General features: G+C 38.1%; 19 protein-coding genes and 2 pseudogenes. 7 read left to right on the plus strand and 14 right to left on the minus strand.

Annotated elements, in window-relative coordinates; genetic code table 11:
• The coding region (locus AC1DVB_RS14035) for an aminotransferase-like domain-containing protein (protein WP_477589653.1) at positions 1–998 on the plus strand (998 nt) is incomplete at its 5' end.
• Between the two features lie 163 nt (positions 999–1,161).
• Here AC1DVB_RS14035 and AC1DVB_RS14040 read toward each other — a convergent pair.
• From AC1DVB_RS14040 to AC1DVB_RS14075, 8 genes and pseudogenes are all read right to left on the minus strand, one after another.
• Positions 1,162–1,761: a nitroreductase family protein gene (locus tag AC1DVB_RS14040; protein ID WP_477589655.1), complete on the minus strand. Its 600-nt coding sequence runs from the start codon at positions 1,759–1,761 to the stop codon at positions 1,162–1,164.
• 99 nt (positions 1,762–1,860) lie between these two features.
• The gene (locus tag AC1DVB_RS14045; protein WP_063576529.1) at positions 1,861–2,838 is read right to left on the minus strand and encodes a ring-cleaving dioxygenase; all 978 of its coding nucleotides are present in this window, start codon (positions 2,836–2,838) and stop codon (positions 1,861–1,863) included.
• 768 nt (positions 2,839–3,606) lie between these two features.
• Entirely contained in the window at positions 3,607–5,007 is a 1,401-nt protein-coding gene (locus AC1DVB_RS14050) for an MFS transporter (protein WP_057275984.1), read from the minus strand.
• Between the two features lie 129 nt (positions 5,008–5,136).
• Positions 5,137–5,397, minus strand: coding sequence for a hypothetical protein (locus AC1DVB_RS14055; RefSeq protein ID WP_034312674.1), 261 nt, complete (start codon positions 5,395–5,397; stop codon positions 5,137–5,139).
• A gap of 180 nt (positions 5,398–5,577) precedes the next feature.
• Positions 5,578–7,293 (minus strand): GMC family oxidoreductase, encoded by a 1,716-nt coding sequence (locus tag AC1DVB_RS14060; RefSeq protein WP_268937891.1) that lies wholly within the window; start codon positions 7,291–7,293, stop codon positions 5,578–5,580.
• Positions 7,294–7,311: 18 nt separating this feature from the next.
• Entirely contained in the window at positions 7,312–8,076 is a 765-nt protein-coding gene (locus AC1DVB_RS14065) for a gluconate 2-dehydrogenase subunit 3 family protein (protein ID WP_095679609.1), read from the minus strand.
• A 42-nt stretch (positions 8,077–8,118) separates the two neighbouring features.
• Positions 8,119–8,686: pseudogene (locus tag AC1DVB_RS14070) on the minus strand (twin-arginine translocase subunit TatC).
• 44 nt (positions 8,687–8,730) lie between these two features.
• The gene (locus tag AC1DVB_RS14075; RefSeq protein WP_170946968.1) at positions 8,731–8,958 is read right to left on the minus strand and encodes a twin-arginine translocase TatA/TatE family subunit; all 228 of its coding nucleotides are present in this window, start codon (positions 8,956–8,958) and stop codon (positions 8,731–8,733) included.
• 551 nt (positions 8,959–9,509) lie between these two features.
• Here AC1DVB_RS14075 and AC1DVB_RS14080 point away from each other — a divergent pair.
• The gene (locus AC1DVB_RS14080) at positions 9,510–9,860 is read left to right on the plus strand and encodes a c-type cytochrome (RefSeq protein ID WP_063576534.1); all 351 of its coding nucleotides are present in this window, start codon (positions 9,510–9,512) and stop codon (positions 9,858–9,860) included.
• 109 nt (positions 9,861–9,969) lie between these two features.
• Here AC1DVB_RS14080 and AC1DVB_RS14085 read toward each other — a convergent pair whose 3' ends face one another.
• The 3 genes from AC1DVB_RS14085 to AC1DVB_RS14095 form a co-directional block, all read right to left on the minus strand.
• Entirely contained in the window at positions 9,970–10,230 is a 261-nt protein-coding gene (locus AC1DVB_RS14085) for a hypothetical protein (RefSeq protein ID WP_057275989.1), read from the minus strand.
• Positions 10,231–10,741: 511 nt separating this feature from the next.
• Positions 10,742–11,725, minus strand: coding sequence for an alpha-ketoacid dehydrogenase subunit beta (locus AC1DVB_RS14090; RefSeq protein WP_095679607.1), 984 nt, complete (start codon positions 11,723–11,725; stop codon positions 10,742–10,744).
• A gap of 12 nt (positions 11,726–11,737) precedes the next feature.
• Positions 11,738–12,733: a thiamine pyrophosphate-dependent dehydrogenase E1 component subunit alpha gene (locus tag AC1DVB_RS14095; RefSeq protein WP_072272874.1), complete on the minus strand. Its 996-nt coding sequence runs from the start codon at positions 12,731–12,733 to the stop codon at positions 11,738–11,740.
• A 541-nt stretch (positions 12,734–13,274) separates the two neighbouring features.
• Here AC1DVB_RS14095 and AC1DVB_RS14100 point away from each other — a divergent pair.
• From AC1DVB_RS14100 to AC1DVB_RS14110, 3 genes are read left to right on the plus strand one after another with little or no spacing between them, the layout of a single operon-like run.
• The gene (locus tag AC1DVB_RS14100; protein ID WP_095679605.1) at positions 13,275–13,754 is read left to right on the plus strand and encodes a MarR family winged helix-turn-helix transcriptional regulator; all 480 of its coding nucleotides are present in this window, start codon (positions 13,275–13,277) and stop codon (positions 13,752–13,754) included.
• Positions 13,751–15,475, plus strand: a complete 1,725-nt coding sequence (locus AC1DVB_RS14105; protein WP_477589661.1) for an ABC transporter ATP-binding protein — start codon at positions 13,751–13,753, stop codon at positions 15,473–15,475. Before AC1DVB_RS14100 ends, AC1DVB_RS14105 begins: the two co-directional genes overlap by 4 nt.
• Complete coding sequence (locus tag AC1DVB_RS14110) at positions 15,472–17,331, plus strand: ABC transporter ATP-binding protein (protein WP_057275994.1); 1,860 nt, start codon at positions 15,472–15,474, stop codon at positions 17,329–17,331. Before AC1DVB_RS14105 ends, AC1DVB_RS14110 begins: the two co-directional genes overlap by 4 nt.
• Positions 17,332–17,383: 52 nt before the next feature.
• Here AC1DVB_RS14110 and AC1DVB_RS14115 read toward each other — a convergent pair whose 3' ends face one another.
• Positions 17,384–17,836, minus strand: coding sequence for a MarR family winged helix-turn-helix transcriptional regulator (locus tag AC1DVB_RS14115; RefSeq protein ID WP_239861050.1), 453 nt, complete (start codon positions 17,834–17,836; stop codon positions 17,384–17,386).
• 122 nt (positions 17,837–17,958) lie between these two features.
• On the opposite strand from AC1DVB_RS14115, the gene AC1DVB_RS14120 reads away from it, so the two are divergent.
• Positions 17,959–18,399 (plus strand): GNAT family N-acetyltransferase, encoded by a 441-nt coding sequence (locus AC1DVB_RS14120; protein WP_057275996.1) that lies wholly within the window; start codon positions 17,959–17,961, stop codon positions 18,397–18,399.
• A 47-nt stretch (positions 18,400–18,446) separates the two neighbouring features.
• Positions 18,447–18,610, plus strand: a pseudogene (locus AC1DVB_RS14125) (YitT family protein); the annotation flags it as partial.
• A gap of 485 nt (positions 18,611–19,095) precedes the next feature.
• Here AC1DVB_RS14125 and AC1DVB_RS14130 read toward each other — a convergent pair.
• Positions 19,096–20,364, minus strand: coding sequence for an erythromycin esterase family protein (locus tag AC1DVB_RS14130; RefSeq protein ID WP_268564781.1), 1,269 nt, complete (start codon positions 20,362–20,364; stop codon positions 19,096–19,098).
• A 29-nt stretch (positions 20,365–20,393) separates the two neighbouring features.
• On the minus strand, positions 20,394–20,747 hold the full coding sequence (locus tag AC1DVB_RS14135) for a hypothetical protein (protein WP_477589673.1): 354 nt from the start codon (positions 20,745–20,747) through the stop codon (positions 20,394–20,396).
• Positions 20,748–20,958 lie beyond the last annotated feature (211 nt).

Below are 20,958 nucleotides of genomic sequence, written 5' to 3' on the forward strand. Positions count from 1 at the left end.
ATGGCACTCCAAAAGGACTGCCCTCTTTAATTAAAGTGATACAAAAACAATTAGAGCAGTATCAGGTCTTCGCAAAAGAAGAACAGATTTTCATTACTTCTGGCGTGCAGCAAGCACTTTCCTTATTAACGTTAATCCCCTTTCCAAATGAACGTACTCATATACTTGTTGAGCAGCCTAGTTATCATCTATTTGTGGAGCAATTGAAAGCGTACAAGATTTCCGTGCTAGGAATCGAACGAACAGCAGAAGGTATTGATTTAGGGGAGTTAGAACGGATTTTTAGTGATCAGGAAATCAAATTCTTTTATACGATGCCTCGTTTTCATAATCCGTTAGGGACTTCTTATTCTAAAATGGAAAGAGTGGAGATACTAAAACTTGCAGTAAAGTATGGAGTCTATATTGTAGAAGATGATTATTTAGCAGATTTCGAAGAAAATATGAAGGTAGACCCTATTTTTTCCGAGGATACCGATAACATGGTCATTTATTTAAAAAGCTTCTCAAAAATAATGTTTCCAGGATTACGCATAGGTGTTGCCGTATTGCCTAAACCATTAACGGAGAGCTTCCAACTATATAAAAGAACGTCTGATATTGATAGTTCCATGATTTCACAAGCAGCATTGGAAATCTACATAAAAAGCGGTATGTTTAAACACCATAGAAACCAAGTGCGCCTTTCCTATTCATTGCGTGCAAACTTGCTATATGATGCTCTAGAAAAGCACTCTGCTTCAGACTTTTATCGCCCAGCATCCATATGTATGAACGCTCATATCGTACTGCCTCATCGTTTAAATAGTACTTACCTCATCAATAACTTACAGAATCAACAAGTACTGGTAGAGACGATGGGTCAAAATTATATAGATGGCTTTCACCAGGATAAAATATTAAAACTAAACGTGTCCAATACAAATATACAAAAACTTGAGCAAGGAATTGCTCTTATTTTCAATGAATTGAATAAAAAGGAGAATTATTACTTATAAAACTTTTACATTAGGTATAGTCACTTTCCACACACGGCAATAAACAAAAAATAGTGAAAATATTTTTTCTTATTGTAAAACTGAAAAAAATGGGCAAATGAGCTCAAACAAAAAAGAGCCAATTAGAATTGGCTCTCAACAAAGTTTCTCTTATCGGTCCTCTTTATTTATAAAATTTGATACGATCCTCAAGTGGTTTGAATTCTTTATCACCCGGTTGAGCTGTTGGATTACCAAATGGCATTTCCGCAATCAATTTCCAATCGCTTGGAACATTCCATTCTTTTTTCACTTCATCATCAATTAGAGGATTATAATGCTGTAAAGTTGCTCCCAATCCTTCTGCTTCAAGTGCCGTCCAAACAACTAATTGATGCATGCCTGATGTTTGTTGTGACCAGATTGGGAAGTTATCGGCATACGTTGCAAATTGTTCTTGAAGTGATTTCACTACAGATTCATCTTCAAAGAATAATATTGACCCATATCCCGCTTTGAAGGAATCCATTTTTTGTTGAGTGCCAGAGAAATCCCCCTCACCAACCGCTTTCCTTAAAGCCTGTGTCGTAATATCCCATAATTTATCATGTGCCGATCCTGTTAAAACAACAAGGCGGGAGGATTGGGAATTAAAAGCCGATGGCGTGTGTTTTACCGCAAATTCAACTATTTCTTTAATTTTCTCATCCGATACTTGGACTTCTTTATTGATTCCATAATACGAACGTCTCTCTTTAATGGCCGTGTAAAAATCTTTTGTCATGATTCATTCCTCCAGAACATTTTTTCTATTTCAAATGATTATTCCATTTTTTATTTCTACCTATTTTAGTATGGGCATAAACCAATATATCATTCGCAATTATTCTTTAATGAATTCCTTGGTGCTTCTTACTGTATCAATGGGACGGACCAACTTTTCGATTTGATCCCTTTTCGGTTCCAAGAACGGTGGTAAAGATAACTTTTCCCCAAGCGTTTCATACGGCTCATCCCCCATAAATCCAGGACCATCCGTGGCAAACTCGAATAAAATTTGCGGTGCCACTCGTACGTAAAGCGACTCAAAAAAGTGACGATCGACATAACCGGACGTATGAAATTGGAAGCTTTCCATTCGTTTGATCCATTCTTCCAGAACGGAACGGTCTTCAACACGGAAGGCTGTATGGTGAACAGTCCCAAAACCCTGCCGAGCCTGAGGAAGGGTCGAATTATGCTCGACGATCACTTGTGCACCATTCCCGCCTTCCCCTACTTCAAATAGGTGAAATGACCCTTCATTGTCTATTTCTTTGAATAATAGGACTTTTTCCATCATTTCTTTAAAGTAATCAAAGTTGGCGATACGAATGAAAATTGGTCCTAATCCTGTAATAGCGTGTTCCAGAGGAATCGGTCCTTTTTGCCAAGGAATCCCAGCTGCAACCCCTTCATTATTTTCATCTGAGATCAATTGATATTGCTGATCATCAAAATCCACAAACGAAATGGTTTTTTTACCAAATTGTTCTTGGATTCCTGTATTACTTACTTCTAAACGGTCAAAGCGATTAACCCAATACTCCAATGCCGCATCATTCGGTACACGGAAGGATGTTTTAGAGATCTCATTAGTCCCATGCACCCCTTTTGGAATTCCAGGAAAATCGAAGAATGTCATGTCAGTACCCGCACCGCCAACATCGTCGGCAAAAAACAGGTGATAGGTTTGGATATCATCTTGGTTAACGGTTTTCTTGACTAAACGCATGCCTAATATATTTGTGAAAAATTCATAATTTTTTTCAGCACTACTTGTTATGGCCGTTACGTGGTGTATACCTTTTAAACCATTCATACATTATTCCTCCCATTAAAACGAATCAATTTTTGGATATTTAACGTTTTCCTTAATCCCCTATATTTTTCCTTCAAAAAGAGTGGCTATTCATTATAGGGGTTTGATTAGATATTTCTCATTATCTTGAATTAATATATCTTTACTTAAAGATAATTTATCATGAATACCATTCACTGTCAACAACATTGTCTCAAATCAATATATCTCAATGTCGAAATAATTACAGGACAAAAAAATACAGTCAATTTTCCTTAAAATATAGACCATTCTGTATATGGGTTACAGTCTCAAGCTATAACTAGCGGCAAAGACAGTATTTTGTATTACTATTATTACAAGTTCCGTACCAATAGGCTTAAGGTATAGCAACCGTTGTTTTAAGGCTGTCACTATTAATCATTCCCTAATTTTCATAATATCCTTTTGAATTCACATCTTTTCATTAATTAATGGTTTATCGAGTATACATCTCGTAAATCTGTTCTTCCTTTAAATGATCAAAGCGAACAAATCCCGCTACCTCTTCTACCTTATTAGCATCAATGTTCCCCAGGTGGAAAAGTGGGTAATTGTCCAGCAGTTCCCTAAGAGAAAAGGGAACTTATTCGTAACCCATTTCTTTAAATAACTCTATCGCTTCCTTTAATTCTTCTTTCTATTTTTAAACAACTTTATTATTCGTGAGTACCACAAAACCCAAAATACAGACGCTCATGTTTGAGTGCCTGTATTTCGAGTAGTCCTCCCATTGGATGTGTGCTTTTATTATTTTTCTCTTTGTTCCGTTTTCCACCATAGGGAATCTTTTGGATTTTCAACAGCTTCTTGAAATTCAGATTTTGAGGCAACTGTTGGGTAAGATCCTTTTAGCGATTTTCCTGAAGTACTATTGAACAAGAATAATATCACTAAAAACCCGATAATATTCACGGCTGTTAGATAGAAACCAGGTGCTAAGTTATTCCCCGTTTTGTGAACTAACCATGTGGAAACTAAAGGGGTAGTTCCACCAAATATTGAAACCGAGACATTAAAGGTCACCGATAATGTTCGATATCGAATATCAGTATAAAACATGGTTGGTAACGATCCAGGCATTGTGCCTTCATAAATTGAAAGCAGAACACCTAGAATTAGAACACCTAACGAAATAAATACTAAAGCATTCAAGTTTATTAAATAAAAAGCAAGGGCAGACAATAGACTTAAACCGCCTAAACCGATTAAGAAAACAGTCTTATTTCCAATTTTATCACTGAGTTTTCCAAACATTAAAGTAAGTGGCACCATAATAATCATTAGTATCGTAATTAATAGGGTTCCTACTGTACTGGATAATCCAATAATCTCATCTAAATAAGAAGGCATGTATGATAATAGCATATAGCTTGTAATATTAAAGAATGCAACAGCTACAAAACATACAATAATATCCTTTTTGTGATTTTTAAAAATAGATAGAAAGCTTTCATCTTGGCCTTCATCATCAGAAAGTTCATTTTCAAAAATCGGTGATTCTTCTAAACTTTTTCTTAAGTACAATCCAATAAGCCCTAAAGGTAAGCCGAGTAGGAACGGTATTCTCCAACCCCATGAGGCCATCTGTTGATCGGAAAGAGTGATAAAGAGTGTACTGGCAAGTAATGAAGCTAATATATAACCAATTAGCGTACCAATTTCTAATCCACTTCCAAGCATATTGCGTTTATTGTCTGGAGAAGATTCTGCAATATAGACCATTGCACCAGCGTATTCGCCACCTGTTGAAAAACCCTGAATAATTCTAGCTATTAATAAGAGTATAGGTGCCCATATACCGATTTGATCATATGTAGGTAATAAACCGATTAGTAATGTTGAAAAAGCCATCAAAATAATCGTGGTTGTTAAAACGACTTTTCTTCCTAATTTATCTCCGATTTTACCAAATATGATACCCCCTACTGGGCGCATTAAAAAGGCAATCGCAAACGTTGCAAAGGTGAACACTAATTTTAGCTCATCATTCTCAACAGCACTAAAAAAATTTTGACTAATGATAACAGCCAAATAGGAATATAAGCCAAAATCAAACCACTCCATAGCATTTCCTACCCCTGTAGCAAACACGCTTTTCTTCGCTTTTTGAATATCTACAACGTTGATTTTTTTCTTGTTAAATTTCATTTTATCATGTCAACTCCATGGAATACATTTATGCAAGAATGAGAAGTAAAGTCAAACGGGAGGAAAATCGGATTTTGGGCGTTTTTCCAATGGTATCCCAAATAAAATATTGTCTTCTTATTAGAGGTTCTATAAATCGCCTCTCGATTTATTAAATTCAAGGTTATTGCCTTTTTCCATTTGTTTATCTGTTTGATCAGGGTTTTCATCGTGCTTGAATGATCGATTATCATCATCATTATTATTTGGATTCGTGTCCGTGTCATTTCGAACAGGACGATAATCTACTTCCTCTTGATCATTAAAGTCGGTATTACCAGCGTTACATGCTGACAAAAAACTTACCGAAAGTAATGCGGATAAAATAGTGATTTTCCATTTGCCTTTCATTTTATAAACCCCCTTATCTTAAGTTTTTGGTATTAAGTTTAATATGTACCTTAAACGATACCCTTAGTCTTAAATGGAGCCCATGCATGTTTGTTTTTTTTAGCATCCTAAAATTAAAAAACTGCCCCCAATTATTGTGGGAACAGGTCATGTTATTTTTAGATCAAAGGAAAAGCTGTCTTATACGAGGGAACCACCTTTTTTAAGGTACTTTACAATCCCTTCTGCTGCTCTATATGAAAAGGCACCTAAAGTACCAGTTGGGTTGAACGAACTGTTATGAGGAAATGCTGAAGAACCCGCAACAAATACATTTTCAGCGTCCCACATTTGCAGGTAAGTGTTAACTGCTGAATTTTTTGGATCAGCCCCCATGATGACGCCGCCTGTGTTATGCGTATTCGTATCTGTGTTTACGTTAAAATCTGCTTGTTCAGCAACCGTATCAATATGATCAGGACCCATTTTTTTAGCAATCGATCTTGTTACTTTCGCCATGTATTTTACTAACTCACGGTCTTGGGCAGTATAATCATATGTCATCCGTAATAAAGGCATACCGTATACATCTTTATAAGTAGGATCCAGATCAAGGTAGTTTTGTATGTGTGGCATACTTGCACCCTGTGATTTGACTTGCAGGATGCTATTGGCATATTTGATTGATTGCTTTTTAAATTCCGCACCCCATGAAGGTGTTCCGATTGGTGAGTTATTATTAGCTATAGGTCTATTCCCATACTGGGTTGTACGAATTCCTGCTCCGTGAAGGAAGTTTACATCCGAATGGTCAAAATTATCACCTGTAAATTCTGCAATCTCAATGCCTAATGCACCTGCACCTCCATATATATTGAACTCACGGTCATTATAATAAAGGCTTGAATATCCTGAACTCACTTGGTAACAATAGTTTTTACCAATTACACCATTTCTGGTTTTTGGATCATAGGGTACTCCAAGATTTGAATTAAGTAAAAGTCTAACATTATTAAATACATAACTCGCTAAGACCACTACTTCTGCCGGTTGTTCGAATTCTTCACCCGTGAAGGTGTCTACATAAATAACACCTGTCGCTTTCGTACCATCATTTAAGATACGGGTGACGTTTGAGTATGTCCGCAGGTCAAGGTTACCAGTTTTTTTGGCAACAGGAATGACCGTAACAACTGGATCTGCTTTTGCACCATACTCACAACCGAAGTTCTCACAAAATGCACAATATTGACAGGCTGAACGTGAAATACCATCAGGGTTTTCGTAATTCTCTGATAGATTTGCAGATGGGATCATATATGGTTTGTAGCCAAGCTTCTTCGCTGCTTGTTCGAATTCCGCTAATACAGGTGTTTTTATCATCGGTCCTGTTGGATAAGGATTGGAGCGTTTTCCATATAACTTAACAGTTTCACCAGATATTCCTGCCATTTTTTCAAAAGTATCATAATATGGTTCGATTTGGTCATATGTAATGCCCCAGTCTTGAATCGGATAGTCTGATTTAATTTTATTTTTACCATACCTTTTTTCAGTTAGTGATTTAATTTCAAAATCATAGGGAAGAAAACGGTAGGTCTGTCCATTCCAGTGACTACCAGCTCCTCCAAGACCTTCACCTACGATAAAAGTTCCATAATTACGCATAGGGAGTGCTCTCATTTTTTGGTTATTACGATGAGTAATAGTTTCTTTTGATAAATCTTGCATTAACTCTTCACGATGTTGGAAACGCAGTTCGTCATGCACCATTAAATAATCACTCATATCCCGTTCTTTCCCGCGCTCTAGTCCAACGACTTTGATTCCTGCTTTTGTTAATTCCGAGGCAATAATACCTCCAGCCCAGCCCATCCCGACAACAACGACGGGTACCTTAGGTAGTTTTTTTGCCATGTTTTTCATCCCTTTCTATCATGAATGTTTCATATGACTTTGAAGGCTATTTGGATCTAGCTTTAAAAATTCTTTACTTTGGATTTCTTTTGTATAACTCATTCGAGAACCAGGATACTTTCGCATCTGCCAGCCTAGCATTTCCTTATTTCCTCCGTACAATGGATCTGCATATACACCTTCAATGGTCAAAGTTCTTAACAATTGGAAAAATGCCGATGAAGATGCACCAGAAAGCGAACTTGCTTTACCTTTCTCGAACGCAGCTAACACTTCATCCTGTTCATTAGCCTCTAATTCTGTAAATTTCTTTTTATAGTTTTTGTTGCTATATGTATTCAATTCTTTTAAGCCTAGCCGGAACAAATCTTTTCGGTAAAGTTTATTCTGTTCACCTTGTGTTGGCTCTGGCTTATAATAGGGTCCAAGTTTATAATCCTTTTCATTTACGCCCCACCCACTGTTGAGTTGATGGTCAATATAAATCGCCGCATTTAATTCCATAGCACCTGGTCCAAGATCGTCCTTTGGGAAAATACGTTCTGCAGCTGCCGCTGTCGTCTGATATTCTTCTGGATAAAAAAACATCAGGGCTTCATTCGGATTATTAGCTTGAGTTTGACTCTTCTGTTCTGTTTTCACACCACTTTCCGAATTTCTATCAAACATGCTTCCAACTGCTCCACCTAAAATAAGCCCTCCAACAGCTAAACCGGAATTCTTTAAAAAGGTACGTCTCGTACTACCTTGTCTTTCTATTTGACTTTTCTCTTTGTCCGACAAAAAAAAACCTCCTATTTCATAATCAAGGTGTGAATTTTCTTATCACATTGATGCATCGCTTACTACCTTTTTCTTATAAGCAATCTTGGATATGGTGACACTTAATTCGTAAGAAACCAGTAAAGGAATAATGACGAGTATATCGAAATCTGGAGGAGTAATCATAATTGATACGACTACCAGAAAAAAATTGGATAATCTCCACGCTTTTGCCAACTTTACTGGATTGAGAATTCCTAATCACTGCTGACATATTTGTTGAAAATTCCAGCACAATGGATAATAACAGACAGTATCCAAAAGAGATTCCGACAATAAACAAAATGAATAATCCTGGGATAAACGTTTTGAGTCACTTTGCGTTCTTCTTTTGTCAGGGCAGATGCTATAAATTCCCAGGTCTGATAGGCAACTACAGGAATCGTAGCTGCAATGGCAAAAACACACGAAATAATCGTATACGCCCATAAAATATCACTTGGTCCCAGGATAGCTAAATCGCTCCTAAGATCTTTAATTATGTCTTCAACAATAACTAACGCACCAACGAAATCATTCGTTGCCAAGTTTCATCAAGATGTTCAATGAGATGTGAATCTTTGTTTTCCAAGGTGGCCACCTCCAGTTATATAAAAAATGCCCACCTGCATACCACTATGGACTCTTCTGTTTATCCAGCATCTTCTTTTCAGCAGTCGATAACTCATGTTTTTTCTCTTCCTGTTTATCTTCATCAGAAATTAATCCATTTGTTGCACCCTTGAATTCCGTTAATGTCCGTCCAAATGCTCGACCAATTTCAGGTAGCTTTTTCGGACCGAAAATTACAAGCGCAATGATAAGAATTACGACCAAGCCTGGAATCCCAATATTCTGAAACATCACGTCAATCCTCCATAAAAAACATCAGTTACATTTACTAAAAACCGTTTGTAACCTTTACAGTAAACGTTATTATTCACACTAAAGGATGTAAGTGCCTTTTTTATTCCTTTTACATATATTCACAAAACAGCTCAATTTTATACCTAGCTTATATTTAGACATGCCTGTATTGTTTACAGTTTCAATATTCAAATTCCTCATCTTTCTAAATAGTTCATATTAGTTTTTCAGTAATTCGACTATATGTATAAACTTTTATTAAATAACCTTGCAGAAAGTTGGAAATGTTATAAAGGAATTTTTGGTACCCGAGGTTAGAGTAAAAGAATCTTACCTTTTATTAAAAATGTATTCATGCAAAAATAAACTTTGGGGAAAGATATAAATTAATAATAATGCTTAAATACTTTGGAAGAGTAAAATAAGACCTTAGAGGTTTATGTATTTTCCACGGATTCTATTATTATGCAGAAGATATATTAGAAACGTTCTTTGTTCTTTTATCAAAAAGATTTTCACTCCACGCTACATTAAATACGGAGGTATTTATGAAAAAAATTTGGTTTACTTCTGGAGCCAGTATCGTTCTTGCTGGATGTTTAATATTTTTACTGTTTTTTTACAGAGGGCATCAACCCTCACCCTCCCCAAATTCAAATGGGGGAACACAGGATACTTCAGCTGGTAATCCTGAAGAAATTGTGAGTAATAGTTGTATATCTTGTCATGGGGAAAATTTACAAGGAGGAGCTGGTCCAGCTTTAAATAAAATTGGTGCGAAATATACACAAAATGATATTGAGGATATTATTAAAAATGGTAAAAATGGAATGCCAGCAGGCGTTATTTCAAACGAAGAAGCTGCAATCGTGGCAGAGTGGTTATCACAGAAAAAGTGAAGAGGCAATTTTTCAACTATATCGATGGCCTTAATTAAACGTAAAATAAAACAGCCAAATCCAATCAAAATGGATCAGGCTGTTTTGTAATTTTCAAGAATAAATATATTTAAAAAAATGAGGACCAATTCAAAACAATAGACCAAACAGCAGTGTTCAATAATAAGCCTGTAATAAAAAGAGACCATTGGTTTTTCTTTTGTTCCCAACAGGAAATCATGAGGGCAAGACCAATTGAAACACCAATAAAGGAAAGCCATGGAAATGAATCAGTGAACTTTGTGAGAAAAACCGCAAGGCAAGCTGTGAATAATAATGATACAAGGTACTCGGTGAATAATGATAATTCGCTTCTAATATGATCGCTCAATTTTTTCCTCCTTCGAAATAGATATTATCTTCATATAATACTTCATGATGAATTTTTTATACGAAATTGCCTGCTCCCGTAGATTTCTAAAAGATAATAGTCCCTTGCTAGTTTCAATGTTCACCAATCACTGTACTGCGTTCAACATTTAAAAAAACACAATATTTATCGCTAATATATTGAATTTTGCGTGACTATTGACAATTGCAATTCCATAATATGTACTTTCAAACACCATACCAATCGTTTATTATTGGATAATTGTCCAGAATTCTTTTCAATAGTATATATTCATGTAGTGAAAATTCCCAAAAAAATCACAGGTTTTATATGCTCCCTCTAGCGTAATCAAACGGATTATATTTTAACTATAGATGATTTATTCAGCGCAAAAAAAAAAGCCTGGCAACCTATTTTATAGATGCTAGACTTAAGTTCGTTTTTTAGATCAATCCAATTATAAACAACAATTTAAACGGATAAGAAGTGTTCGTATCTCCATGCAGACCATTTAATAGGCAACCAGGTCCCGCAGCGCCTTTTCCACTTTTTCAGGATTCACCATGAATGATTTCTCTAATGATGGTGAATATGGCATGGCAGGAACATCCGGGCCAGCGAGTCTCATGATTGGGGCATCAAGATCGAAGAGGCAGTTTTCTGCAATGATCGCCGATACTTCACTAATGATGCTTCCTTCCTTATTATCTTCCGTAATCAATAGGACTTTTCCTGTTTTAGATGCAGCTTCCATTATGGCTTCTTGATCTAATGGATAAACGGTACGTAAATCAAGTATATGGACGGATATGCCATCACTGGCCAGCCTTTCAGCTGCCTGAAGCGCAAAATGAACACAAAGGCCATAAGTGATCACTGTAACGTCCTCGCCTTCACGTTTTACATCCGCTTTACCAATCGGTAAAACATAATCATCATCCGGCACTTCTTCTTTAATTAAGCGATAGGCTCTTTTATGTTCAAAGAAAAGGACCGGGTCATCATCGCGAATGGCAGCTTTCAATAATCCTTTCACGTCATAGGGTGTAGAGGGCATGACAATTTTAAGTCCCGGTTGATTCGCAAAAATGGCTTCAACCGATTGTGAATGGTATAACGCCCCATGTACACCTCCGCCGTATGGAGCTCTGATGACGATAGGACAATGCCAGTCATTATTGGAGCGATAACGGATTTTTGCAGCTTCCGAAATGATTTGGTTGATGGCTGGCATGATGAAATCAGCGAATTGCATTTCCGCAATCGGCCTCATTCCATACATGGCCGCGCCGATGCCGACTCCTGCGATTGCAGATTCAGCAAGCGGTGTATCAATGACACGCTGTTCACCGAATTGTTCGTATAAACCTGAAGTCGCTTTAAACACGCCGCCCTTTACCCCAACGTCCTCACCTAATACAAATACACGGGAATCACGTTCCATTTCTTCCCGCATCGCCATTATCACGGCATCTATATAAGATATCACTGCCATCTTCTTTCCTCCTTACCTTTCTGCGTAAACGTATTTTGAGAGCGTGTCTTCATTTGCAAATGGAGCATTCTCCGCATAATCCGTCGCTTCGTTCACAACTTCCATTATTTCCTCGTTCAATTGTTTCTCCATTTGATCATCCATGATTCCCACTGCTTTTAAATAGGCACCAAAAGTAATGATTGAATCTATTTTTTTTGCCTCCGATACTTCATCAGGCGACCTGTATTGACTATCATCATCATCGCTTGAATGTGGTGTAAGCCTGTATGAAACCGTTTCGATTAAGCTTGGGCCCTCACCACGCCTTCCTCTCTCAGCAGCTTCTTTCACCACCCGGTATACTTCGATCGGATCATTTCCATCAACCGTCACCCCTGGCATACCGTAACCAATGGCCCGGTCGGACACTTTCCCGCAAGCCAATTGCTTTTCAATAGGGACGGAAATGGCATACTGATTATTTTCACACATCAAGATGACCGGAAGTTTATGTACACCTGCGAAATTCGCTCCTTCATGAAAATCACCTTGGTTTGATGAACCCTCACCGAATGTAACGAATGAAACAATATCTTTTCCTTCCATTTTTGCAGCGAGTGCAATCCCCACTGCATGTGGCACTTGAGTCGTAACTGGCGAAGATCCCGTCACGATTCGATTCTTTTTTTGCCCAAAATGCCCAGGCATTTGACGTCCGCCTGAATTTGGATCTTCTGCCTTGGCAAAACTTGATAACATTAAATCCCTGGCGGTCATCCCAAACGCGAGCACCACTCCTAGATCCCTATAATAAGGAAGGACATAATCATTTTCACGATTCAACGCAAATGCTGCACCCACTTGAGCTGCTTCTTGCCCTTGACAAGAAACGACAAATGGAATTTTTCCAGATCTGTTCAACAGCCACATCCGTTCATCCACTCTTCTTGCCAACAACATAATTCTATACATCTCAAGCACCTGCTCATCACTAAGACCTGCCTGTAGATGGCGGTTTTCAACCATATGTCATCATCCCTCCTAATAATTAAAACGGTTTTCTGTTAAAACCAGAATGTTCTCCTCACGCTGTCACCCAATATAAATATGGGTCTTTATATCACAAATTACTAACCTTTCTTATTAGCTGTTTGTTTGTCTCGCAAACTTATATCCTGTTATGTATCTAAGGAAGGGAAAGCTCTTTTATGTATGCATGCTTGCCATTTAACACCCTCAAATGCGTTATCATCTACTATTATTACCTGGTACTAACTCAATGCAATATTATCCTACCACTTTTCATCTCACATTTTCAAGTTAATTTCACTTTGTATCGTTGTTTTCACGAGAAAACCTTTCTTTAACAAAAATACAATGGGTTTAACAGTTTTGGCCTGACCTGACTTTAACTTATTTCCATATACGCACCAAGACTAGATAAAAGCCTGGGTGTTGAAATTATTTATTTGTTGACTAAGCGGGAGAATAGCTGTAAATTAAAATGATTCATAAAATTAAATGTTCGAAATGGAACAGTTCAATACAGAAAGAATGGTGATGTTGAGTGGAGAATGAAAAACAATTAATGCGTTCCGTACAACTATTGCGTTCATTTTGGAACGTACAGAAAAATATCATGCGGTTCGTTCAAAAGACAGCCGCAGAAAATGGATTAACAGTACCTCAATATTCCATTTTGATGACCATTACCCTTTACAAAGAGACCTCCCAAAAAAATGTCGGGGAGAAAACATTTCTTCCAAAAAGCACCTTGAGCCAAGCGGTCGATGGTCTGGTTCGCGGAGGTTTGCTCCATCGTGAGCCTGTGGAGGGCAACCGGCGTGAGATTCAATTGTCAATCACCGATAAGGGCGAAAATTTATTAAAAACGATTCATTTTCACGAAGGAAGCATTCACCAAGTCTTTCAAACGGCCATTGAAATGCTTACCGAAGAACAGTTTGAAGAGTTGCTAAAAACACATCTTCAAATTACAAACTTTTTAGAAGCACAAGCAACCGAACAAGGAGAGTGTACAAAATGATAAAAATACTGAAAAATTTATCCGTTTATAAGTGGATTATTTTAGCAGTTATCGGTCTGGTTTTTATTCAGTCCATGTCGGACCTCTTTTTGCCTACACTAATGGCTGATATTATTGACAAAGGCGTTGTTCGAGGAGACACTTCTTATATTTGGAAAATCGGCGGTTTTATGCTGTTGGTTTCCGCACTTGGCGCTTGTGCATCCATAATCGCAAGTTACTATTCGTCCAAAGCGGCAATGGGAATGGGACGCGACCTCCGCCTGAAGGTCTTTAATCACGTTGAAAAATTTTCGTTACAAGAATTTGATGAAGTCGGTACGGCGTCATTGATTACACGTACGACCAATGATATAACACAGGTCCAGCAAGTGGTTATCATGATGCTTCGTATGGTTATCAGTGCACCTATCATGTTAATCGGCGGAGTAATCATGGCTGTATCCATGGATGCAAAATTATCACTTGTCATTGTTGTCACAATGCCTTTTTTGATTGGGTCAATCTTGCTTATTCTATATAAAGGTGTGCCGCTCTTTCAAACGGTTCAAAAACGATTAGACCGGTTGAACCTTGTATTACGAGAAAATTTAACTGGCATTCGCGTCAYTCGTGCCTTCAATCGTGAAACACAAGAGAAAGAACGTCTAAAGAAAGCGAATAAAGAATTAACGGATGTCTCAATCAAAGTCAATAAAATCATGGCCTTCATGATGCCTGTAATGATGCTTGTCATGAACTTGACGGTTGTTGGTATCATTTGGTTTGGTGGGGTCCGTATTGATAACGGCGGTATGCAGATCGGGGACTTAATGGCATTTATCCAATATGTCATGCAAATTATGTTCGCTCTCGTTATGGCTTCCATGATGTTTGTTATGGTTCCACGAGCTTCCGTGTCGGCAACAAGGATAAACGAAGTCCTTGACATGAAACCTTCATTCCTGGATGAGGGGACAGAAAAAGCAGACCGTGTACACGGTACCCTTGAATTTGAACATGTTACGTTCAGTTACCCAGGAGCAGAAGAACCTGCATTATCGGATATTAGTTTTTCAGCAAATCCTGGTGAAATCACCGCAATAATCGGTGGAACAGGTTCCGGGAAAACGACTCTTGTCAATTTGATCCCTCGCTTCTATGATATTTCAAGCGGAACGATTCGCGTCAATGGTGTTGATGTTCGTAAGTCATCACAAGATGAAGTCCGTTCAAAAATTGGCTTTGTACCACAAAAGGCCTCCCTCTTTACAGGTACTATCTCTGAAAACATTCGCTTTGGAAAACAAACAGCCACACAAGATGAAGTTGAGCATGCGGCTCGGATCGCACAAGCGGAGGATTTTATCAGCAATATGAAAGGCGGCTATGAGGCAGAAATCGATCAAGGCGGTTCAAACCTATCAGGAGGGCAAAAACAACGGCTTTCGATTGCAAGGGCACTCATTCGAAAACCCGATATTTATATATTCGATGATAGTTTTTCGGCACTGGACTACAAGACGGATGCCAACCTTCGCGCAGCCCTGAAAGATGAAACGAAAAATTCGACGGTACTTCTCGTTGCACAGCGTGTCAGTACCGTTGTTGACGCTGACCGAATCATTGTGTTAGACGAAGGCCGCATTGTAGGCATTGGAACACATCAAGAGTTGCTTAGCACAAACGACATTTACCGTGAAATTGCCTTATCACAGCTCACAGAGGAGGAAATTGCATGAGTAATCAAAAAAAACCTCAAGGCGGCGGTCAGGTCGGGCATGGCCCTGGTGGCGGTAACATGATGATGATGGGTCAAAAAGCAAAAGATTTTAAAGGAACATTAAAACGTCTATTGACCTATTTAAAACCGAGGCGCAACAGATTGATTTCCGTGTTCTTAGCTGCAATCATGAGTACGATTTTTATGATTGTAGGACCGAAGATCATGGGAAATGCAATTACAGAATTATTCGAAGGAGCTTACGGGAAATTCCAGGGAGTACCAGGAGCAGCTATTAACTTTGATAAAATTGGCCAGATTCTTCTACTCCTTGCTGGACTTTATGCTTTAAGCAGCCTTTTTAGCTATGTACAACAATACATTATGTCAAGTGTTGCACAAGACACGGTATATGACCTTCGAGAAGATGTGAACAAAAAGCTCGAGAAACTTCCACTCAAATATTTTGAAGGACGTCCAAACGGTGAAACACTTAGCCGAATGACAAATGATATTGATACAATCGGGAGCACCCTTCAGCAAAGCTTAACGCAATTCATCACATCAATCGTAACGATTGTGGGAATTATCATCATGATGCTTTCGATAAGCCCATTATTGACATTAATCTCGATAATCAGCTTACCTTTGTCAATATTTGCAATCCGGCCTATTTTAAAAAGATCCCAAAAACATTTTGCCGATCAACAGCGTAAACTCGGACAATTAAATGGTCACATTGAAGAAATATATACCGGCCATCAAGTCGTTAAAGCATTCGGATATGAAAAAAAGGCGAGTGCCCAGTTTACTGAAGTTAATGAAGAATTGTATAAAGCGGGAAGCAAAGCCCAGTTTATATCAGGTATCATCATGCCCGTAATGTTCTTTATCGGAAATTTTAGCTATGTCCTCATCAGCGTTGTTGGCGGAATATTGGTAACGCAACGTTCGATTTCAATTGGTGACATTCAAGCATTCATCACATATTCAAAGCAGTTCACCCAGCCAATCACACAAACGGCTAACATCGCTAACATTATTCAGTCGACGGTTGCAGCCGCTGAGCGTGTTTTTGAACTACTTGATGAAGAAGAGGAAATGAAAGAACAAACCACAGTTAATATAAAAAGGGCAAATGGTGCTGTCTCTTTTGAACATGTGGACTTTGGATATGGGGAAGAAATGTTAATTGAAGATATGAACATCGATGTCTTGCCTGGACAGACGGTCGCAATTGTTGGACCGACTGGTGCTGGAAAAACGACCATGATAAATCTCTTGATGAGATTTTATGAACTCAATGGCGGAAAGATTACGATTGATGGTCTTGATACACGGAATATGTCACGTAATGATCTTCGAAAGAATTTTGGTATGGTACTTCAAGATACCTGGCTCTTTAATGGTACGATTAAAGAAAATATCGCTTATGGCAAAAATGGAGCAACTGATGAAGAAATTTTTGCAGCTGCTCGGACGGCACATGCCGACCATTTCATTCGGACACTGCCAGATGGTTATGAGACAATCTTAAACGAAGAAGCTTCGAACATCTCACAAGGCCAAAAGCAGCTTTTGACAATCGCCCGGGCTGTTCTAGCAGATCCGCCAATCATGATATTGGATGAAGCGACGTCTAGTGTGGACACTCGGACAGAAGTCTTTATCCAAAAGGCCATGAACCGACTGATGGAAGGACGAACCAGCTTTGTCATTGCCCATCGTCTCTCAACGATTAAGGATGCAGATTTGATTCTTGTTATGGAACAAGGAAAAGTAATTGAGAAAGGAACACATTCAGACCTTTTAAGGGAGAATGGTTTCTACGCAGAGCTATACAATAGTCAGTTCACTGAAAATGTAGCTGGATAATTAGAAAGAGGCTCGATTCCGAAACGGAATCGAGCCTCTTTCTTATAATGTATCAATACCCCCTTTTATTTCCCTTTTTCACAAATTCCCAATCTACCTCAATATTTTTTCTGACTCTTTGAAGAAGATGAAGCATCGTTTCCGCTTCGTCCAAAGAAAATCCAGATAACGCAACCTTGTCAGTATACTCCCCTTCTTTTTTCAAAAAAGGATAGACCGTTTCACCTTTATCGGTTGCATATAGCTTTTTAATTTTTTTGTTTTCCTCATCATTTTTCTTCTCGATTAACCCTTGTATTTCAAGTTTTTTAATGGCACGAGCTGCTGTCGTTCGGTCAACCTTTATCATTTCTGCTAACTTTTCCTGAATGATACCTGGGTTTTCACATATTCGAACAAGATACAAATACTGCCCTTTTGTAAGGTCAAATTCTTTAAATTCGATATTACTTATAGAGTCCAATGCCCTTGCTATCATTCCAATTTCACGGAGTATTTCCTTCATTCAAAAAGCCCCTGACTTTTTTGTTGTATTTACAACAAAAATAATTTCATTTATACTAAAATAGGATATACATTTATTATGACTTGTCTTTTTATATAAATCTAGAAAAGGGATGAAGAACATTGGATTCAAAAAGAATAACTACTGAAAATGATTTAAAAATAGCCTTTCATATCAGAAAAGAAGTATTTGTCGAGGAACAAGGTTTCCCATTAGAATTTGAATTTGATGAATTTGATACACTTAATGCTTTATCTGAACACATATTAGTYTATTATAATGAAAACCCAGTCGGAACTGGAAGATTGAGAGTTGTTGATGGGTTAGGTAAATTGGAGAGAATTTGCATCTTGGAGCCTTACCGTAAATTTGGTCTCGGTAAAATAATACTTAAAACGTTGGAAGAAATTGCAAAGGAACAAGGTATTACTCAGGTTAAATTACATGGGCAAACACAGGCAGAGGGCTTTTATAAAAAACTCGGCTATCGGACTTCATCCGATGTCTTTATGGAAGATGGCGGTCCACATCTATTAATGATAAAGGAACTGGTTAACGAATAAGTGTTAAATGTGAGTAAAACAAACATTAACAAACTGGAATGAATACACTATATTCAAAAACCTTCATTTATCTTTCTTCTTGGTTTTGGCAATCACTTACAGTGGACCAATAGGTATCGGAACTTTATTAACCGTCTGTTTAGGAGGCCCGATTCTTAATTACTTCATATTATTAATTGGCAGTTTATATAAAAAACCAGTCCATCCGTAAATAGATATCAAGATAAAAACCATCTTATAGAATGGTTTCAGACTGTAGACAAAATCAGTGAAAATTGATTTTTTTAGGGGATTGTATAATTTGAACGTTGATTTCCACTCCAGGCACTCGCTTTCCGCGGGCGGTCCGGGAGCCTCCTCGGCGCCTCTGCGCCTACGGGGTCTCCCCTGGACGCGCTTTTCCCGCTGGAGTCTCGMACACCCGCTCCAATCAACTTTGTTTTACTTTTAGAAAGAACCCTTTTGTCTAACTGAACCATTATTTATGAAATGGTTTTTAATTTAAAAATTAAATCGCTTTGCACGTAACGATTCATTAGATTTTCATTAATCTCAAATAAAAATAGAAATGATCAAACCAATAAATTTGGTTTCCGTCGCGATAATATCTCCAACATTGGGTAGCATTAAGAATAAGCACGAACAAAAAGACGAAGCCGTTTATAACACGAAATGTTATAAACGGCTTCGTCTTTATTACAGAACGGGTGCTTTTTCTTGAACGAGCGGGTGAAGGGCCTGGGTTTCATCAATATAAATAAAAGCATCATATCTATCTGACATTACAGAAGGTACATAGTTACCATATTGTTCATATTCCGGTCTGTATACAACCCCAATCGCCCGATGTCCAATCCTCCCTTGGAATAGCTGACGATTTTCATCAGTGAAAATTAGCAACTTATCATAAGCCCCCGAAAGGTGCATCGCCTCCTCCCAACTTCCCTTCATTGCCGGGGGTACTGTTTTAATTTCGAAATCCACGCCCCACTCCTCTGCTGCTATAACAGTTCCTCTGTAGGTTCCGAAACCTGTGATAAATACATCTTCAGTCGGGTTTTGCTCTCGAATGACCTGGCCGACATTAATCATCCCGGAATCTTTCATATCAGTAGCGCTGGCGTCACCAACATGGGTATTATGTTCCCATACAATCGCCTTGCCTTCAGAGCCGTAAAAATCCATAATTTCATTAAGTGCATCAACCATATGCATATCCCGAATATTCCATGATTTATCATCATGGACGACCATGGTCCTGTAATAATTTTCGGCATTGTATGCTACCAATGCATTCACTTGAAGATTCAAATTCAATTCTTCGTGATGGGGGTATTTTTCTTTTTTTCGTTGAATAGTCGTCAGTAATTTGGCTACTTCTTCTATACAGTCTTCAGAAAAAATACCTGCAGAAACTGCGTACTCCTCGTTATTCCGATTGAATGGCTCAAAACAAGTGAACGCCTGTCTGGCAGCTTCAAGGTCAGTAGAATCAATTTGTTTTAAGTAACGGATAACTTCATCCATGGATTCCCAAAGACTGTAGATATCTATCCCATAAAATCCAACTTTCGTTTGATTTTGTCCAGACTCATTGTATTCTTTCATCCATTCAATCAGGTCGATCATTTCCTCGTTTGCCCACATCCAGGTCGGCCAGCGGTCAAAACTTTTTAGCACATCCTTTGCGGATTTAGTCACTAGGTCATAGCCTTTAACATACCTATTTATTGCCTGGCATGCGGGCCAATCGCCTTCAACAGCTACAAAGGTGAACCTTTTTTCTTGAATCAGCTTTTTTGTTATTTCAACTCGTGCCGTGTAAAATTCGGATGTCCCATGTGATGCCTCACCCAGCAAAACAAATTTTGCATTATTAACTTGTTGAATGAGCTTATCCCAATCTGCTTCACTTGTAAGCATGACTGATTGTTCGACTATTGACTGAACAAGATTATGTTTCACCGTTTTTCCTCCTTGTTATCTTACGAACATTATCGTTTGTACTCGGCATTATAAGAATTGGAACCTGCGTGTACGGACAGTAAAGTATCAGCGTATCCCACTAGACGATTTATAAGTTCATCACAAATAGAGTAAACCAGCTGAAAATTTTCTTCCTCAAATAGAACAGAGTCATCCAGTATGACCGTTGTGTTAATGAACATATCTTTGTTTCCATATAGGTTGTAGTGAACGATAACCTTTCCAGCAGCTCCCCCAGTACCAGGATCATTGAAGCCTGGTATGAATACGAACCATTCTTCTGCAGTAGCGGACCTGAAGTTTTTTGTGAAAGACATTCTCTCGGTTACCGTCATGATCTTTTTTAACTCTTTCGGATTCATATCCTTGATCTTGTTCATTCCATTGCCACCTTAAAACCATGTTAATTATCTTCCGTTATATATTTTCCTTAAGGTTCCCATCCTATAAATATTATTATGAAATAGTGACCTTTTCCGAAAAAAATACGCCTGAACCCACCTTGGATAGGATGCTTCAGCTGCACTCGGACACAGCAAAAAGTAATATCATGATTCATTCATCATGGAACTG

This window comes from Peribacillus sp. P4_D6, assembly GCF_056401795.1.

What these genes read in the sequence shown, in the direction of transcription:
- AC1DVB_RS14040 (WP_477589655.1), bottom strand. Translation starts at nt 1,761, where the DNA reads ATGACAAAAGATTTTTACACGGCCATTAAAGAGAGACGTTCGTATTAT.
- AC1DVB_RS14045 (WP_063576529.1), bottom strand. Translation starts at nt 2,838, where the DNA reads ATGAATGGTTTAAAAGGTATACACCACGTAACGGCCATAACAAGTAGT.
- AC1DVB_RS14050 (WP_057275984.1), bottom strand. Translation starts at nt 5,007, where the DNA reads ATGAAATTTAACAAGAAAAAAATCAACGTTGTAGATATTCAAAAAGCG.
- AC1DVB_RS14055 (WP_034312674.1), bottom strand. Translation starts at nt 5,397, where the DNA reads ATGAAAGGCAAATGGAAAATCACTATTTTATCCGCATTACTTTCGGTA.
- AC1DVB_RS14060 (WP_268937891.1), bottom strand. Translation starts at nt 7,293, where the DNA reads ATGGCAAAAAAACTACCTAAGGTACCCGTCGTTGTTGTCGGGATGGGC.
- AC1DVB_RS14075 (WP_170946968.1), bottom strand. Translation starts at nt 8,958, where the DNA reads ATGTTTCAGAATATTGGGATTCCAGGCTTGGTCGTAATTCTTATCATT.
- AC1DVB_RS14080 (WP_063576534.1), top strand. Translation starts at nt 9,510, where the DNA reads ATGAAAAAAATTTGGTTTACTTCTGGAGCCAGTATCGTTCTTGCTGGA.
- AC1DVB_RS14090 (WP_095679607.1), bottom strand. Translation starts at nt 11,725, where the DNA reads ATGGCAGTGATATCTTATATAGATGCCGTGATAATGGCGATGCGGGAA.
- AC1DVB_RS14095 (WP_072272874.1), bottom strand. Translation starts at nt 12,733, where the DNA reads ATGGTTGAAAACCGCCATCTACAGGCAGGTCTTAGTGATGAGCAGGTG.
- AC1DVB_RS14110 (WP_057275994.1), top strand. Translation starts at nt 15,472, where the DNA reads ATGAGTAATCAAAAAAAACCTCAAGGCGGCGGTCAGGTCGGGCATGGC.
- AC1DVB_RS14115 (WP_239861050.1), bottom strand. Translation starts at nt 17,836, where the DNA reads ATGAAGGAAATACTCCGTGAAATTGGAATGATAGCAAGGGCATTGGAC.
- AC1DVB_RS14135 (WP_477589673.1), bottom strand. Translation starts at nt 20,747, where the DNA reads ATGAATCCGAAAGAGTTAAAAAAGATCATGACGGTAACCGAGAGAATG.